18 protein-coding genes are annotated in these 15,070 nt (G+C 53.1%); 14 read left to right on the forward strand and 4 right to left on the reverse strand.

Annotated features, from left to right (window positions below):
• Positions 1–16: 16 nt before the first annotated feature.
• Entirely contained in the window at positions 17–775 is a 759-nt protein-coding gene (locus NSS79_RS11995; RefSeq protein ID WP_342439534.1) for a GNAT family N-acetyltransferase, read from the forward strand.
• A gap of 14 nt (positions 776–789) precedes the next feature.
• A complete protein-coding gene (locus tag NSS79_RS12000) occupies positions 790–1,416 on the forward strand; it encodes a class I SAM-dependent methyltransferase (RefSeq protein WP_342439535.1) in 627 nt (208 codons plus the stop codon).
• Positions 1,417–1,489: 73 nt separating this feature from the next.
• Here NSS79_RS12000 and NSS79_RS12005 read toward each other — a convergent pair whose 3' ends face one another.
• Both NSS79_RS12005 and NSS79_RS12010 read right to left on the reverse strand, forming a co-directional pair.
• A complete protein-coding gene (locus NSS79_RS12005; protein WP_342439536.1) occupies positions 1,490–2,296 on the reverse strand; it encodes an MBL fold metallo-hydrolase in 807 nt (268 codons plus the stop codon).
• A 213-nt stretch (positions 2,297–2,509) separates the two neighbouring features.
• Positions 2,510–3,094, reverse strand: a complete 585-nt coding sequence (locus tag NSS79_RS12010; protein WP_038589560.1) for a helix-turn-helix transcriptional regulator — start codon at positions 3,092–3,094, stop codon at positions 2,510–2,512.
• A gap of 164 nt (positions 3,095–3,258) precedes the next feature.
• Here NSS79_RS12010 and NSS79_RS12015 point away from each other — a divergent pair, with 164 nt between their 5' ends.
• From NSS79_RS12015 to NSS79_RS12060, 10 genes are all read left to right on the forward strand, one after another.
• A complete protein-coding gene (locus NSS79_RS12015) occupies positions 3,259–3,546 on the forward strand; it encodes a Dabb family protein (RefSeq protein WP_342439537.1) in 288 nt (95 codons plus the stop codon).
• A 213-nt stretch (positions 3,547–3,759) separates the two neighbouring features.
• Positions 3,760–4,194, forward strand: coding sequence for a HepT-like ribonuclease domain-containing protein (locus NSS79_RS12020; protein ID WP_342439538.1), 435 nt, complete (start codon positions 3,760–3,762; stop codon positions 4,192–4,194).
• A 91-nt stretch (positions 4,195–4,285) separates the two neighbouring features.
• Entirely contained in the window at positions 4,286–4,948 is a 663-nt protein-coding gene (locus NSS79_RS12025; protein WP_038589567.1) for a metalloregulator ArsR/SmtB family transcription factor, read from the forward strand.
• Between the two features lie 100 nt (positions 4,949–5,048).
• Complete coding sequence (locus tag NSS79_RS12030) at positions 5,049–5,495, forward strand: YtxH domain-containing protein (protein ID WP_342439539.1); 447 nt, start codon at positions 5,049–5,051, stop codon at positions 5,493–5,495.
• Between the two features lie 263 nt (positions 5,496–5,758).
• Complete coding sequence (gene racE, locus NSS79_RS12035) at positions 5,759–6,565, forward strand: glutamate racemase (RefSeq protein WP_341091828.1); 807 nt, start codon at positions 5,759–5,761, stop codon at positions 6,563–6,565.
• A 358-nt stretch (positions 6,566–6,923) separates the two neighbouring features.
• The gene (locus NSS79_RS12040; RefSeq protein ID WP_342439540.1) at positions 6,924–8,132 is read left to right on the forward strand and encodes a M14 family zinc carboxypeptidase; all 1,209 of its coding nucleotides are present in this window, start codon (positions 6,924–6,926) and stop codon (positions 8,130–8,132) included.
• Positions 8,133–8,315: 183 nt separating this feature from the next.
• Positions 8,316–8,567, forward strand: a complete 252-nt coding sequence (locus NSS79_RS12045) for a hypothetical protein (protein WP_342439541.1) — start codon at positions 8,316–8,318, stop codon at positions 8,565–8,567.
• Between the two features lie 126 nt (positions 8,568–8,693).
• Entirely contained in the window at positions 8,694–8,996 is a 303-nt protein-coding gene (locus tag NSS79_RS12050) for a heme biosynthesis protein HemY (protein WP_038589576.1), read from the forward strand.
• A 41-nt stretch (positions 8,997–9,037) separates the two neighbouring features.
• Positions 9,038–9,277: a DUF1450 domain-containing protein gene (locus NSS79_RS12055; RefSeq protein ID WP_038589579.1), complete on the forward strand. Its 240-nt coding sequence runs from the start codon at positions 9,038–9,040 to the stop codon at positions 9,275–9,277.
• Positions 9,278–9,537: 260 nt separating this feature from the next.
• Entirely contained in the window at positions 9,538–10,362 is an 825-nt protein-coding gene (locus tag NSS79_RS12060) for an aldo/keto reductase (protein ID WP_342439542.1), read from the forward strand.
• Between the two features lie 171 nt (positions 10,363–10,533).
• Here the strand turns inward: NSS79_RS12060 and NSS79_RS12065 are convergent, their stop codons facing one another.
• Positions 10,534–11,676, reverse strand: a complete 1,143-nt coding sequence (locus tag NSS79_RS12065) for a class I SAM-dependent RNA methyltransferase (protein ID WP_341118551.1) — start codon at positions 11,674–11,676, stop codon at positions 10,534–10,536.
• 187 nt (positions 11,677–11,863) lie between these two features.
• Here NSS79_RS12065 and NSS79_RS12070 point away from each other — a divergent pair, with 187 nt between their 5' ends.
• On the forward strand, positions 11,864–12,493 hold the full coding sequence (locus NSS79_RS12070; RefSeq protein ID WP_342439543.1) for an O-methyltransferase: 630 nt from the start codon (positions 11,864–11,866) through the stop codon (positions 12,491–12,493).
• Between the two features lie 44 nt (positions 12,494–12,537).
• On the opposite strand, the gene NSS79_RS12075 is transcribed toward NSS79_RS12070, so the two are convergent.
• Positions 12,538–13,758 carry an MFS transporter gene (locus NSS79_RS12075; RefSeq protein ID WP_038589591.1) on the reverse strand — a complete coding sequence of 407 codons (1,221 nt, stop codon included), beginning with the start codon at positions 13,756–13,758 and terminating at the stop codon, positions 12,538–12,540.
• A 227-nt stretch (positions 13,759–13,985) separates the two neighbouring features.
• Between NSS79_RS12075 and hemE the strand changes: the two genes are divergently transcribed.
• A complete protein-coding gene (gene hemE, locus NSS79_RS12080; RefSeq protein ID WP_341091836.1) occupies positions 13,986–15,047 on the forward strand; it encodes a uroporphyrinogen decarboxylase in 1,062 nt (353 codons plus the stop codon).
• Positions 15,048–15,070: the final 23 nt, after the last annotated feature.

Consider the following 15,070-nt stretch of genomic DNA (forward strand, 5'->3'; position numbering starts at 1 on the left):
GAAGGGAGGAAGAAGGTTGTACAAGTCAATAGAAGAGATTACGCTGAATACCTGGCCTGCGGAGCAGAGCGTAATGCTGGAGGGCTGGGTGCTGCGTTCGGCAGCGGACTACACGAAACGGGCGAATTCGGTCAACCCGCTCTACGGCCCGGAGGAACAGGATGCCGGACTTGGAATGTTGCGGAAGATTCGGCTTGCAGAACAATATTATGAGGACGCCGGGCTGAATCCCGTATTCAAAATCACTCCGTATGCCCGGCCTGCCGGTCTGGATAAGGAACTGGAGTCGCAGGGATATGGCCTTGTCGAGCCGTCATCCGTCCGTGTTCTTGACCTGCAGGACCTGCCTGAATTTCGCAATGTCTATACGCTGCAGATCCGCGGCGAGCTGACAGAGGAGTGGCTGGAGGTCTTCGCTGATTTAACCGGGTTGTCCTCCGGGAACCGGGAGACGCTGCGCCGAATGCTGACCGCTTCCTGTTTGAAGCAAGGTTACGCTCTCTTGCTCAAGGATGGTGTTCCGGCTGCCTGCGGGCTTGGGGTAATCCAGCACGGGTACATAGGGCTGTATGATATCGTCACAGCTCAGGCTCACCGCAGACATGGGATGGCGGAGCAATTGATTCTGGGACTGCTCCACTGGGCCAAGGCCCAGGGTGCCGCAGCCTCCTTTTTGCAGGTGGTACAGGCGAATAAGGGCGCTTCAGCCCTATATGACAAGCTGGGCTACAAGGAGATTTATGAGTATTGGTACAGGGTCAAAACCCGGGAATAGAGGAGGCGAAATATGTGTCACAATACTGGAGCGACAGATTTGCCCGGGAAGGTATGATTTGGGGAGAACAGCCCAGCGGATCGGCGCTGCGGGCTAAAGCGTGGTTCCTTGAGCAGGGGATCAAGTCCGTCTTGGTTCCGGGTGCGGGCTATGGCCGCAATACGAAGGTGTTCTCGTCACAGTTTGACACTTACGGCATAGAGCTGAGCAGTGCCGCACTGAAGCTTGCTGCGGAATGGGACAGCAGCACACGGTTTATCGAAGGATCGGCACTGGAGCCTCAGCTGGAGCACCAGGTGGAAGCTGTCTACTGTTACGATGTGCTTCACTTGTTTCTTGCCGGTGAGCGGTACCGCCTGATTGATGCGGCTCTTGCGCAGCTGCGGCCCGGTGGCCTGCTCTACTTCACCAGCTTCTCTGATGAAGATCCGAACTATGGCTGCGGAAGAAGACTGGAGCCGGGGACCTACGAGTATAAGGAAGGGAAATATGCCCACTTTTTCAGCGATGCCGATTTGCGGGAGCATTTTGCCGGAACGGAGATTGTTGAGACCGGCACATTTACGGATTCGCTGTACAGTCCGCAGGGCGGAAGCCATGAATACATACTTAGAACTATTCTCGCATGCAAAAGAGGATAGAACCCTGGCAGTAAGACGTTTTTTTTGTAGTCCGCGCAACCGGATTTCAGCTTGCCGGCCACGCGGTTCAGACCTAAACGAATTTCCCTTGAGTCGGGACAGACAACTCCTTGAATGTCTTGCATAAATGAGCCAATGCAGGCGACAGCTCTGGAACAGCCATGGGCAGGCCATGCCCGGCAAGCAAGACTTGCGGATCGAGAAGTGCGAGCTTGCGCACAGACTTCTCCGCCTCCACCCAGTCTAACGTGAAATAAGCCGGAGGACCGTGCAGTTCCTTGTGCTGCGTAATTACCGCAAATGCCGATTCCTGCTTCACTGTAATTAAAGCGTCTCCTGCTATAAGCACCCTGTCTTCGGGACGGAAAAGAGAGATATGCCCCGGGCTGTGCCCCGGCGTATGCACCCATGTCCATCCTTTGGCCCCGGGAACACTTCCGTCTTCCGGCAGCGGATGCACAGCTGCACCGAGATCAATGCCACGGTGCGGATAAAGCGGGGCTGCTACGGCCATCAGGCCGCCGCCAACGGATGGATCAGCCGGAGGATAATCCTCTTTTCCGGTGAGATAAGGCAGCTCCAGAGGGTGGGCATACACCGGAGTTCCTTTCCATTCTTCCAGCAGCTCCTTCAGGTTGCCGACATGATCAAAATGCCCGTGCGTCAGCACAATTGCCTGCGGCGGTTTGCCAAACTGCTCTCTGGCCGTGTGCATAATGCTCCCTGCGAAGTTTCCAAGTCCGGTGTCCACCAGAATCCAATCTGATCCGGGCCGGCCAATAAAAGCTGCGTTCGCAAATAAGGTCCGAAGACCCAACACTCCGGCTGCCACTTCCCATGTTTCAGTAAAACCGGCAGTCAGTATACCGTTCCATTCCATCCGCGTTCCTCCTGTTTGTTACTAGCTCAAGTGAGTTCACCTTGTAGTATGGCCTTTTTCATAAAATAAAAAGCATAGCTGCTCAAAGCAGTCCCGAGCCGGGGGACACGTCAAATGGCCCTTCTCGCAATGAAGAAGGACCTTGTGTGTTTGTTGTTAAGAAGATGTACTTAGGACAAGCCGTTTGCTGGATGAACCTGCGGTTTAATCGGGTTAATGCAGCTCACAATCAGCGAACAGGATATGCCGCGGGATACGGAAGAAATTCTCTGCTTTCTCCTGCAGTGCGAGGGTTGGGAGATGGCTCTGATGCAGCCATTTGCGGAAGGTGCCGGGATGGACACCGATCCAGATGCTGACATCGGTGACGGAGAAATCGTAAACCATGCACAGACCCGTAAGAATGACATTGCTGCGGGGTGAGCCCGCAAGTGTTCTTTTCATAAACCGTGAAGGTGTCGGCTGGCAGACTATCGGACTTTGCCGTACAAGTGCTTCGTTGAACAGGATGTGGGACGGATAGCCAAGCAGGCGGCAGACCTTGTCCAGATTGGTTCTGGAGGGGATGCGGCCCTCGTACACCCAGGCGCTTACACTGCGCGAGGAGACGGAGAGCTCTTCCGCAAGCCGGGACAGCTTAATGTCCTTGGCCATCAGGATGGCAAGCAGCACACGGTTGCGGATTTGACTGCGTTTAGGCCGGCGAAATCTTTTGACCCGTACACCTTGTCCAAGATATTTACGGTTGATCAGAGACCAGGCCTGGATTTTGTGAGATTCTGGTTGATTCTTAGGCATACTTCCTCCGAATTTTTAAGGTTATACTACAATACTTTCTGAAGTGCTGCAATGGTTAATGCTGTAATTGCTTACATACATGCTTAAGTTTCTTTCAGAAGTGATGGTGTTATGATATATTTTTAATAATCATTTTACAAATTTAATCGTTGGGAGCGAAATAGATGATTAAGCATATTGTGTTTTTTAAATTGAAAGACCGGTCCCCGGAGAAAGTCGAAGCCACAGTTCAGGTCCTCCGGAACATGGAAGGCAGAATTCCGCAGCTGCTCTCCATCGAGGTCGGTGCCGATCTGATTCATTCCGAGCGTTCCTTTGATATTGCACTTGTAACGGTGGTAGCCTCCATGGAAGATTTGCAGGCTTACCAGGTTCACCCGGCCCATAAGGAAGTTATTGCCCATATCAATGAGGTCAAGGAGCTTTCGATTGCAGTAGATTACGAAATCTAAAGCAGGATGTCTATGGCAGGAAAACCCATTAAATACCGAAAGCGGTGACGTAAATGCGTGAGCTTGAGTATCCGATGGAAGCCTTAACGTATCTGATCGTATTTTTGGCAGCCTGCTTTATTATGCTGTTCTGGCTGAAACGCCGCGGCAAACGCGGAAAGTAGCAGCCATTACTTTCGTTCTACTTAAACCACCAGAGTTGGAGGGTCAGCTGTGTATTATGTCAACCGAAAGCAAATCGAAATGATACTTGGCCAAATCCCCGATATCAGAGCCGGTCTTCAACATGCGGCATCTGCATGGGATGGCAGCATCATCACAGGACTCGTGCAGGAACGATGCCTGCATTTGGCGATAGAGGTTGTGACTGATGTCGGCAGCTACCTGATCGACGGGTTCATCATGCGTGATGCCGGCAGCTATGAAGACATTATCTCCATTATCCATGAAGAAAAAGTCCTCGGTGACAGCGGAATCTACGAGGTGCTTATCCAGCTCGTATCCCTGCGCAAACCGCTGGTGCAGGATTATTATACCTGGGAGCGCAGCGCGCTGCATCCGTTAACCCATGTGCTCCCGCAGGTGCTGGAGCAGTTCGCGGAGGAAGTGCGCAGATATCTGGACCAGGAGCTGGGTACTGGACAATAACTGGACAATAACTGGGAAATGCCTGAACTAAGCCAGTGCTGCACAACTATTATACACGGCGAAAGCCGTGAAAGAGAGGAGGTCCTTGCGGATGAAAAAGGGGCAGGAAAGCGGATCTACACGACGTTTGATTATGACACTCCTGAAGAAAAAAGGCCCGCTGACGATCGGTGCGCTGGCGGAGGAACTGGGAATTACCGAAATGGGCGTACGGCGTCATGTACTGCAGCTGGAGCAGGAATCGCTGGCCAAGACCAAGGTTGTCCGCCAGGCCATGGGCCGTCCTCTGCATGTCTATTCACTGACTGAGCGGGCTGAAGACCATTTTCCCAAAAGCTATCATAACCTGGCGCTTGAATTGCTGCGGGAGCTGGATCACGGCAGCGGCCTGGAGGCCGTCAATGTGCTGTTCGAAGGCCGGCGGCGGCGGATGCTGGCCCAGTACGCTCCGATGATGGAGAACTGCAATCTGGAGGAGCGGGTTGCCGAACTGTCTTCCATCCAGAATGCCGGAGGTTATATGGCTGAATGGAATAAGGAAGAGGACGGCTCCTATATTATGCGCGAATATAATTGTCCGATCCGCCAGGTAGCGACCCAATACCGGAAGGCTTGCCAATGTGAACATCAGTTGTTCGAGGAACTCCTGGGCGCCAAAGTTACGCGCAGTGAATGTATGGCGGAGGGCGGCCAGTGCTGCCGGTACGATATTACGCCGAGAGAAAAAGACAAAACTTCTGAAATGACCTCCTAATCAGTCACAGGACAAAACATCCATGCTTATGATATACCAGAACTAGGCGATTGCCCGGGTGGCCGGGCAGAGGCACTTGAATCCAAAGGAGAGATTGAGGATGAAAAAGGAATCCAAAAGTTTGCTGTGGGGTATTTTGGCCGGTAGTGTGGTAGGTTCAGTGACAGCGCTGCTGTTCGCTCCTAAACCAGGCAAAGAGCTGCGTAAAGATATTGCGGAAGGTACCACCGGAGCCATTGATAAAGTGCAGGATGTCGCCGGGCAGGCCGGAGACAAAGGCGCGGAGCTGTACGGCAAAGCCAAAGAGGCGGTAGAAACTGTTGTAACCGAAGTTAAGGAATGGAGCAAGCAGTACATCCATGCCGATGAGGAAGAAAAGTATATCACTCTCAGCGGAAAAGCAGTTGAAGAAGCAGAAGCCGTATCGGACGCTGCGGAAGCCGCCTTTGAAGAGGCTGCTGCTGGCAGTGATGAATCCGCTGCGGAGATTGAAGACGTTCTGGAGGATGAAGTAAAGGATGACAAAGGCAACGGTGAGATCGCCTGATTTCACGGGATAGGCCATTCTCAGGGAATCCTAATAATATACACGCTTCCGGCCAAGAGCCGCTTTTCGCAACACGGCGGAAGGTGGCTCTTGGCGGCTGGAACAACAGTGGAATATTGGGCTGGACACCGGAGCCGATCAATGCTTCTCTTGAACTGTAACGGCAAAAGGAGTATTATCTGCAATTGGGGCTGAAGGCCAGGTACACTTTGTTTAAGCCTTACATAAGCTACACAAAACAAGTAAAAGGAAGCGGTGTGTTCGTGCAGCAAGCTATAGCAATATTGGACTCGGGTGTGGGGGGACTTACGGTTGTCAAAGAAGTAATGAGACAGCTCCCGCGGGAGAAAATCATCTATTTTGGAGATACTGCCCGCGCCCCTTACGGACCCCGTTCAACCGAGGAAGTGAAACTGTTCACCGAGCAAATCGTGGACTATCTAATTCAATTTAATCCTAAAATGATCGTTATTGCCTGCAATACTGCAACTGCGGCAGCTCTTGACTATATCTCTGCCAAGGTGTCCATTCCTGTCATCGGAGTCATCCATCCGGGTGCCCGTGCGGCGATCAGCGCAACCAAAATAGGCCAGGTCGGCGTAATTGGCACCATCGGAACCATTAAGAGCGGAGCCTATACCGCAGCGCTTCAGGAGCTGTCACCGTTTGTCAAGGTAGTCAGTCAGGCCTGCCCGGCGCTTGTCCCTTATGTCGAGCAGGGGTTGTTCCGCACGGCGGAGAGCGAAGCGGCGGTGGCGGAATCCCTCAACGGGATCAAATATGAACCGATTGATACGCTGATTCTGGGCTGTACCCACTATCCGTTCCTGGTAGAACCGATTGGCAAGGTCATGGGACCCGGTGTTAAGCTGATCAGCTCCGCGGATGAAACCGCGCGGGAGATCAGCACGATCCTATATGACAAAGGCAAGCTTGCCCGTGGGGATGAAAGTCCGATTCATCAATTTTTCTGCAGCGGAGATGCCGAGATGTTCCAGCGGATCGCCCGCGACTGGCTTGGAGAACAGATCAAGCGTACTCCTGTTGTGTGGCAGGTATCTTCGTTATAGGCTTTGCTGTGAGGAAACAATAGGGACAATCCCTCGGATTGGGAAATTTCAGAATCAAGGGCGTTTATGATAGACCGGGAGGTATCACTCCGGGTCTTTTTTTCGTAACCTCCAAGACCTTATTTACCTGCCAGGGTGATTTTGTCCTGCACAAATGAATAGTTGCGATACTTCAGAATTTATTGTATGCGTTTACATTTATTTGTGCGGAAGGGGTGAACTGTGCTCATTTCTTTCATGCAGGGCAGTAGGGGCTGCATACAATAGGGTTGAGGGCTGTGTCCTGTTGTCTCCGCGGGTATTGTCCGCCCGGGCGGCAGGGGATGACGGCAACTAGAGGGCCGAGAGGATGAGACATATGCAGCAATATATTGCCCGCAGGGGAGATACCGTTAGCCGAATTGCCGCCAGGCATGGACTTACACCGGAGCATGTAATTCAAGGAAACCCATGGGCCGGCAGGCAGCCTTATTTATATCCGGGCCAAATCCTGTTTCTGCCTTCCGCTCCACGCAGACGTTATTCTGTACAGGAGGGGGATGACGCCGAATTGATTGCCGCTTTATTTAATGTGAGTATAGATGAGCTTGAAATGCTGAATCCCGGAGTGACCTCAGGCCGCTGCTGCATACCGGGCAAAGTGCTGGTTATTCCTCCGGCGGCTTCACGGTCTGTAGTGTCTGTACGCAGCGAATATGGTCCGGATGATGTCGAGCAGGATATCGGCAAGCTGGTGGACAAATACCCGTTTGTTACAAGGGACAGCATCGGCGCAAGTGTGCTCGGCAAGCCGCTCCACCTGCTGCGGATAGGCAGCGGGTCCCGCCACCTCCATGTCAACGCTGCACTGCATGCCAACGAGTGGCTGACCTCGCCGTGCCTGATGTCGTTCATCGAACAATATGCCGCTGCGTATGAGGCAGGCAGGGATTGGCACGGCCACCGCCCCGAAGAGTGGCATAAGCATTGGACCTTGTGGGCAGTACCTATGGCTAATCCGGATGGGGTGGAGCTGGTGCAGGAGGGGGTACTGCCCGGCCAGCCCCACTATGAGGAGCTGCTGCAATGGAATTGCGGGCGGCGGAGCTTCCGGCATTGGAAGGCTAACATCCGCGGGGTGGACCTGGGCGATCAGTTTCCGGCCCACTGGGAAGAGGAACAGGCTCGCCGGGGAGTGCCGGGTCCTGCCCCGCGGAACTACAGCGGACCGGCGCCGCTCAGTGAGCCGGAAGCCGCCGCGCTGGCGGCGCTGGCGGAGCAGTATCCCGGTGATGCAGCCGTATCTCTGCACAGCCAGGGCGGAGAGATCTACTGGAACTACCGGGGATATGAGCCGCCGGAGAGCAAGGGATGGGCGGCAAGGCTGGCAGCGGCGAGCGGTTACCGGGCCGTTGAGCTGAGCGGCAGCGATGCCGGTTATAAGGACTGGTTCATTCAGCGCTTCCGGAAGCCGGGCTTCACGGTGGAGCTGGGCATCGGCAAAAATCCGCTGCCGCTGGCTGATTTTGAAGACATGGCGCTGGAAACCGGGCTTATTTTGGGTGCTATACTCTCAAATTTGAAATAAAAATGAAACAAACTTTGTAAATTTGCGTAATATAACAGCAAAGGGTACGGCCGCAGTCATTCCTATACGTGCTTTGCGGCTGAATCCTTTTTTATGGATATAACTGCTGATTAAGTGCTGTCCAACACTATCCCGGTGTCTGGAATTCAACATATTACCTATATCATTATTAGGAGGACCGTCATGAAATTCAGAAAACTGCTTTCGCTTAAACAATGGTCCCATATCTTCCGTAATTCCTGGCAGTATGTCATTTCTCCCAATGTCACGATAGGGGACAAGCTGCTGTTCACTATACCGGTGCTGCTCTACTGGGTGCTTCCTGATTTTATGCCGTTTCTGCCGATTGACGATATTGGTGTGACGATGCTGCTGATGGGCTGGTTTGTATCGCGGATGGACCGCAAATATCCTACTCTGAAGAGCGGAAGATGAATTTTTAGAGAATCTTTATACGCTCCATTCTGATCTATTTCGCCGATATGGTTGCTTTTACAGGTTACTTTCCTTAAAATAAATTATTGAGTATTTAAATTTAAGATGCCTGGGAGATGGATGAGGATGAACGTCAAAATTACCCGCAATGCGGCTAAAGTGATAAAGAAAACTATGGAGCTTGAAGGCAACAGCGAGCTCAAGCTGCGCGTAGCCATTACCCACGCTCACGGCGACCATGCCCACTACGGTCTGGATTTGGACACGCCTAAAGAGAATGATGTGGTAGTATCCACAGACAAGGAGATCGATGTAATTCTCGATCCGAACCAGCCGCTGCTGGATGGCGTGAAGATTGATTACCTGTATTTCCCTGAAGAAGGTTTTGTCATCACTAATCCGTCTAAAGGAAATCATGGCGATCACTAAACGTTCGCCCGTACCTTACGGACATAAAGAAGGGTTGCTTTATGGCTAACGAAATACAAATTTGCGATCAATGCAATTACACGAGAATGAAGAGCATTCTTCCCAAGCTGCGCAAGATGGCTCCCGATGCGGAGATCAAGATTGGCTGCAAGTCCTACTGCGGACCTTGCGGCAAGCGGGCCTTTATCTATATCAACGGCCGTTATATCAGTGCTCCGACTGAAGATGAGGTACTGGCGAAAGCCGCAGCCTTTGTCAAGCAGCCGGCAGTTAAGGAATAAATCCGTCATATATCACGAGGGGTGGCAATCGAACGGTTGTTTTGCCGACCCATCGCCACCCACAACAAGATTCGCCTCTGCTGACCAAGCGGGGGCTTTTTATTTTTCAAATTTACAGAGGTGTCCTATTCAGTCATTGCGGGACCTTTCCAGTTCTGCCCGATCCGCTCAGGTTCTGCCTGGTTTGGGCACCGGGGAGGCACATGGTATAATGAACCTGTTGTCTAAACTGATCTATACATAGGAGGGAATGATACTGTATGAAGCATCTTACCGACGGAACGATTCTGAATAATGGGGTTGTCATGCCCTGGTTTGGTCTCGGTACTTACAAAGCAGAGGGCGAGGAGGTCGCAAAGGCCGTCACGGCCGCTCTTGAGCTGGGTTACCGGAGCATAGACACCGCAGCGGTATACGGCAATGAAGAGGAAGTAGGCCGGTCGATAGCCGCCAGCGGCGTAGACCGGGACAGCCTGTTCGTGACCACAAAGGTATGGAACAGTGATCAGGGCTATGATACGACCCTGCGGGCTTTTGAGACCAGCAGCAAGAAGCTGGGACTGGATGTGATCGACCTTTATTTGATCCATTGGCCGGGCAAGGATAAATATAAAGAGACTTGGCGTGCACTGGAGCGCCTTAATCAGGAAGGCCGCGTCCGGGCAATCGGAGTCAGCAATTTCCAGATCCATCATCTGCAGGAATTGCTGAAGGACAGTGACACCGTGCCGGTCATCAATCAGGTGGAGCTGCACCCGCGGTTTATCCAGAAGGAGCTGCATGATTTCTGCGCACAGCATCACATTCAGATCGAAGCGTGGGCTCCGCTGATGAAAGGCAGACTGCAGGAGAATGAGCTGCTGAAGAACATCGCGGACAAGCATGGCAAGACCGTATCACAGGTTATTCTGCGCTGGGGGCTTCAGAGCCGTATCGTGATTATTCCGAAGTCGGTCACTCCGTCCAGAATTAAGGAGAACAGCGAAATCTTTGATTTCGAGCTGTCACAGGAGGAATTGGCTGCGATCAGCGGACTGGATGCCGGGGAGCGGATCGGCACCGATCCGGATCAATTGTTGTTCTAGGCAGTCCAGCATCTTTCACACAAAAAACGAGGCTGTTCCAAAAGCCATGATCTGGCTTATGGGAACAGCCTCGTTGGAAATATCTAAAAAAACCGGGCAGTGATCCATCCGTTACTGGAGGATCGCTGCCCGGTTTTCTTGTACAGTCTTCGAGACTGCACCGAATGATAATCAGGTCTGAGGGTTGCGCGGTGGGAGCGGCCCAAGGTATTGATAATATTGGCATTCGATCCGCCCGTTATACAGCTTGCGGCGCTTGTCCGCCTTGCGGCCGTACAATTGCTCGAATTCCTTCGACGGGCTGATGGCGAAGAAGGACCATGTCGGGAGATACAGCATCATTTCACCGAACTGGCGGGTCAGACGTTCGACTTCCTTGTCGTTGCTGAGCCGTTCGCCGTAAGGCGGATTGGTAATGATGCAGCCGTATTCGCCTTCCGGCCGTGCCTTCGCGGCAGCGATGTTCTTGAAGGTGATTTCACCGGCGAGACCGGCGCTTTTGGCGGCGGCTTCGGCAATTTCAATCGCCGCAGGATCAATGTCGCTGCCGGTTAATTGCAGCGGATAATCATCGCGCACGGCGTCGAAGGCTTCCTCGCGGGCTTCCTCCCACAGACGTTTCGGGATTTCCGGCCAATGCTCGGAAGGGAACGAACGCCGCAGTCCCGGCGCGATGTTCCAGGCGATCATCGCCGCTTCAATCAGCAGCGTGCCTGAGCCGCAGCAAGGATCGTACAGCGGACGGTGGCCGTTCCAGCGGCTGAGCTGGATCAGGGCGGCGGCCATTGTTTCCTTCAGCGGCGCTTCTGTAGCCTGACGGCGGTAGCCTCGTTTGTGCAGCGCCGGGCCGGTCGTGTCCAGCGTGATCAGGGCGATATCATTCAGCAGAATCATCTCAACCACATAACGCGGTCCATTTTCCGGGAACCATTCCGTACGGTACGAAAGCTTCAGCTTCTCGACAATGGCTTTCTTGACAATCCCCTGGCAGGCGGGTACGCTGGTAAGCTGGGATTTATGCGAGCGGCCTTCCACAGGGAATTCCCCATTCTCGGGAATCCAGTCCTCCCAGTTGATCGCTTTGACGCCTTCGAACAGCTCATCGAAGGTTTTGGCCGGAAACTGGCCCATTTTAACGAGTACACGGTCTGAGGTGCGCAACCATAAATTGCAGCGGCAGATGTCAATATAATCTCCGCTGAACAATACCCGTCCGTTCTCGACGGTGGTCTCATAACCCAGTTCGTTTAATTCGCGTGCTACTACAGCCTCCAGCCCCATGGGGGCGGTGGCGATCAATTGTAATTTGCCCAAATGCTCTCAACTCCGTTTAACTTGTAGATGGTAACGCAATGCCAGTACAATAAGGTAAGTTACCGGAAGGCGATACAACGTATTGCCGGCATTCTAAATATGCGCCTCGTCAAGGACGGCGCAGCTGATCCTTCTAAGTATAGGGGAATGCGCGGGACTTCACAACATGAACTAAAGGAGAATACATATGCCTAACCAAGAAGAATACAGCGAACAGCTTTATACAGAGGATGAGCTGCTGCTTGAAGTGAAGAAAGCAATCGCCGGGAACCACATGCCTGAGGTGTCCATCGCTCCGGGTTATGGACGGCTGCTCACCATGCTGGTGGGCCTGTCCCGTTCGAGGAACATTCTGGAGATCGGCGCGCTTGGCGGGTACAGCGGCATCTGCCTGTGCCGCGGACTAGCGGACGGCGGAAGCCTGACGTCGCTTGAGCTGAAGGCCGAATATGCCGGACTGGCCGGGCGCCACCTGCAGCAGGCCGGATTCGGCGATACGGTGGAATATAAAATCGGCCCTGCGCTGGACAGCCTGAAGCTGCTCGAAGCGGAGGGCCGGACTTTTGATTTCTTTTTCATTGATGCGGACAAGGAGAATTACCCGAATTATCTCGAATATGCGATCAGACTGGCCTCGCCGGGTGCAGTCATCGCCGGGGATAATATCTTCCTGCGCGGCCGCACCTTGAACACGGACAAGAACGGACCTGCCGTGCAGGCGATGCGCCGTTTCAACGAAATGATAGCGTCTGATCCACGCCTGAAAAGTACACTGCTCCCCGCCTATGACGGACTGGCTTTGGCAGTAGTAAAGTAAACACCGGATTTGCGCTTAGGGTACCTGCCGGATTACTCCCTATGCTAGCGGAATAGCCGCGGCTCCGTATTTTTATACAGCTTGAGCCGTACCCAGACGGTATTGATCAGCAGGAAGCAGCCGGAAATGATGAACAGGCCCTCAATGCCGATATAGCCAGACAGAAATCCGCCGATCACCGCTCCCAGCATATTGCCAAGGGCCAAGGTACTGCTGTTGAAGCCGAAAGCCCGGCTCTCCTTGCCGTCAGGCGTATAGGAACGGATAAGTGCATTGACGCTCGGGAGCAGCCCCCCCATGAAGACGCCCATCAGGAAACGGACAATAATCAGCTGCCAGACGCTGGTTACAAAAGCCTGCGGGATCAGGAACAGCGAAGCTCCGATCAGCGCGAAGGTTAAGATCCGGTGGGCGCCGATTTTGTCGCTCAGCTTGCCCAGTACCGGGGAGGCCAGCATATTGGAGATGCCGGTAACCGCGCTGACCATTCCTGCCCAGAAGGCGATGTTCACAGCGGAGCCGTGCAGCTTCTCCACATAGAGAGGCAGCAGCGACATCGGGCTGATCATTGCAAACTGCAGCAGAAAGGTAACGCCGAACAAGGCCGGAAGCTGTGGAACCTTGGCCAGCTCCTTGAAGCCTTCCATTACGGAAACCTGCGGAACCTGCGCAGCCTCGACCCGGTCAAACTTCTCTTTGACGAGGAACAAGGCCAGCAGCGAGGCGACGAACAGCAGCGCCCCGACGACATAGAAGATCGGGCGGAACCCGATCCAGTCAGCCAGCGCCCCGCCGATCAGCGGTCCCAGAATAGTACCGGCAACCGACCCGGACTGCATCAGCCCCATGGCGAAGCCCATCCGGGGTTTAGGTGTCGTTCCCGAGACGAGTGCGATGGAGGCCGGGTTGAAGCCGGAGATGGTTCCGTTCAGCAAACGGAGCAGCAGCAGCTGCATTGGAGACTGCGCAAATCCCATCAGCACAATGACGATCGCCATGCCGAAGCTGGAGCGCAGGAGCATGATTTTACGGCCGTATTTGTCGGCCAGCTTGCCCCACAACGGCTGGAACAGAAATGAGGTCAGAAAGTTCGCGGCAAAAATAAGCCCGGCCCACATTCCAATTGCATGATCACCCTGCACTCCCAGATCTTTGGCAAGATATAGAGACAGGAACGGGGTAATCATGGTCATCCCGGCATTTACCAGGAATTGGCCAAACCAAAGCACCATGAGGTTGACTTTCCATGTCTCCCAATTCTTCAAAGTGCTTTCACTTCCTTTCAGAGGATTCAAAGAGAAAATATTCACGAAAAATTGACATTCTATCAGTATATCATAGTTTTTTGGCTGGACGGTGCAACACTTGTCATAGTAATGTCATGGGATTGTCATTCCATGAAGGGTGGAATGGTTGTTACCTACTTTTAAAAAGGGCATAATAAGTTATATGTGTTTACAAATAACCTATCAAATCTAATGGAGATCTTATCATGACCTACAATGACACTTTTATCCGTGCCTGTAAGAAGCAAGAGACGGACCATGTTCCCGTATGGTACATGCGCCAGGCCGGACGTTATGATCCAGAATACCGTAAAATCAAGGAGAAATACTCGCTGCTGGAAATCTGCAGCCAGCCTGAGCTTGCAGCGGAAGTAACTCTGATGCCTGTACGCAAGCTGGGTGTGGATGCGGCGATCCTCTATTCCGACATTATGAATCCGGTGGCATCGCTTGGCGTTAAATTCGACATCGTCAAGAATATCGGACCGGTAATCGAGAATCCGATTGCTTCCGCAGCCGATGTGGACAGATTGAAGCCGATTGATGTAGAAGGGGATCTCAGCCACATCCTCAAGACCATTGCCATATTGGATAAGGAGCTGGAGGTGCCGCTGATTACCTTTGCAGGCGCGCCGTTTACCATTGCCAGCTATCTGATCGAAGGCAGGCCTTCCAAGAGCTATCACCGCACGAAAGAGATGATGTTCAGCCAGCCCCGGGTCTGGGAGAAGCTGATGGAGAAGCTGGGAGATATGGTGATCGCCTATCTGCGTGCCCATGTCCGCAGCGGCGGTAAAGCGTTCCAGCTGTTCGACAGCTGGGTAGGGGCTCTGGCTCCCCGTGATTTTGAACAATATGTCCTGCCAACCATTACGCGTATTTTTGCCGAACTTTCGGATCTCGATGTACCTAAGATCTATTTTCCCGGCGTAAGCTCCGGCGAACTGCTGCCAAGCCTAACAAATCTTAAGGCCGATGTCATCGGAGTCGACTGGCGTGTGAGCCTGAGTGAAGGCAGACGAAGAACAGGCGGCAGATTTGCGATCCAGGGTAATCTGGACCCTTATCTGCTTACAGCACCGATGGAGGTACTGAAGGAGCGGGCCAAGGAACTGATTGATGAAGGCATCCGGGAGCCGGGGTATATTTTCAACCTGGGTCACGGCTTATTTCCCGAGGCTTCTCTGGACACGCTAAGGGAGTTGACTGAGTATGTGCACGAGTACTCGGAGCAGGCGCTGAAGGAAGCTGCACAGCCAAGAGCTTAGGTTGAACAACAGATTGCAGAGTA

The sequence above is a fragment of the Paenibacillus sp. FSL L8-0436 genome, from assembly GCF_038593025.1.
In the GTDB taxonomy this organism is placed as follows: domain Bacteria; phylum Bacillota; class Bacilli; order Paenibacillales; family Paenibacillaceae; genus Paenibacillus_AQ.

Bases quoted from the DNA above. Each gene is read 5' to 3' on its own strand.
- NSS79_RS12015 (WP_342439537.1), top strand. From the start codon at position 3,259: ATGATTAAGCATATTGTGTTTTTTAAATTGAAAGACCGGTCCCCGGAG.
- NSS79_RS12070 (WP_342439543.1), top strand. From the start codon at position 11,864: ATGCCTAACCAAGAAGAATACAGCGAACAGCTTTATACAGAGGATGAG.
- NSS79_RS12005 (WP_342439536.1), bottom strand. From the start codon at position 2,296: ATGGAATGGAACGGTATACTGACTGCCGGTTTTACTGAAACATGGGAA.
- NSS79_RS12040 (WP_342439540.1), top strand. From the start codon at position 6,924: ATGCAGCAATATATTGCCCGCAGGGGAGATACCGTTAGCCGAATTGCC.
- NSS79_RS12055 (WP_038589579.1), top strand. From the start codon at position 9,038: ATGGCTAACGAAATACAAATTTGCGATCAATGCAATTACACGAGAATG.
- NSS79_RS12050 (WP_038589576.1), top strand. From the start codon at position 8,694: ATGAACGTCAAAATTACCCGCAATGCGGCTAAAGTGATAAAGAAAACT.
- NSS79_RS12030 (WP_342439539.1), top strand. From the start codon at position 5,049: ATGAAAAAGGAATCCAAAAGTTTGCTGTGGGGTATTTTGGCCGGTAGT.
- hemE (WP_341091836.1), top strand. From the start codon at position 13,986: ATGACCTACAATGACACTTTTATCCGTGCCTGTAAGAAGCAAGAGACG.
- NSS79_RS12045 (WP_342439541.1), top strand. From the start codon at position 8,316: ATGAAATTCAGAAAACTGCTTTCGCTTAAACAATGGTCCCATATCTTC.
- NSS79_RS12025 (WP_038589567.1), top strand. From the start codon at position 4,286: ATGAAAAAGGGGCAGGAAAGCGGATCTACACGACGTTTGATTATGACA.
- NSS79_RS12010 (WP_038589560.1), bottom strand. From the start codon at position 3,094: ATGCCTAAGAATCAACCAGAATCTCACAAAATCCAGGCCTGGTCTCTG.
- NSS79_RS12060 (WP_342439542.1), top strand. From the start codon at position 9,538: ATGAAGCATCTTACCGACGGAACGATTCTGAATAATGGGGTTGTCATG.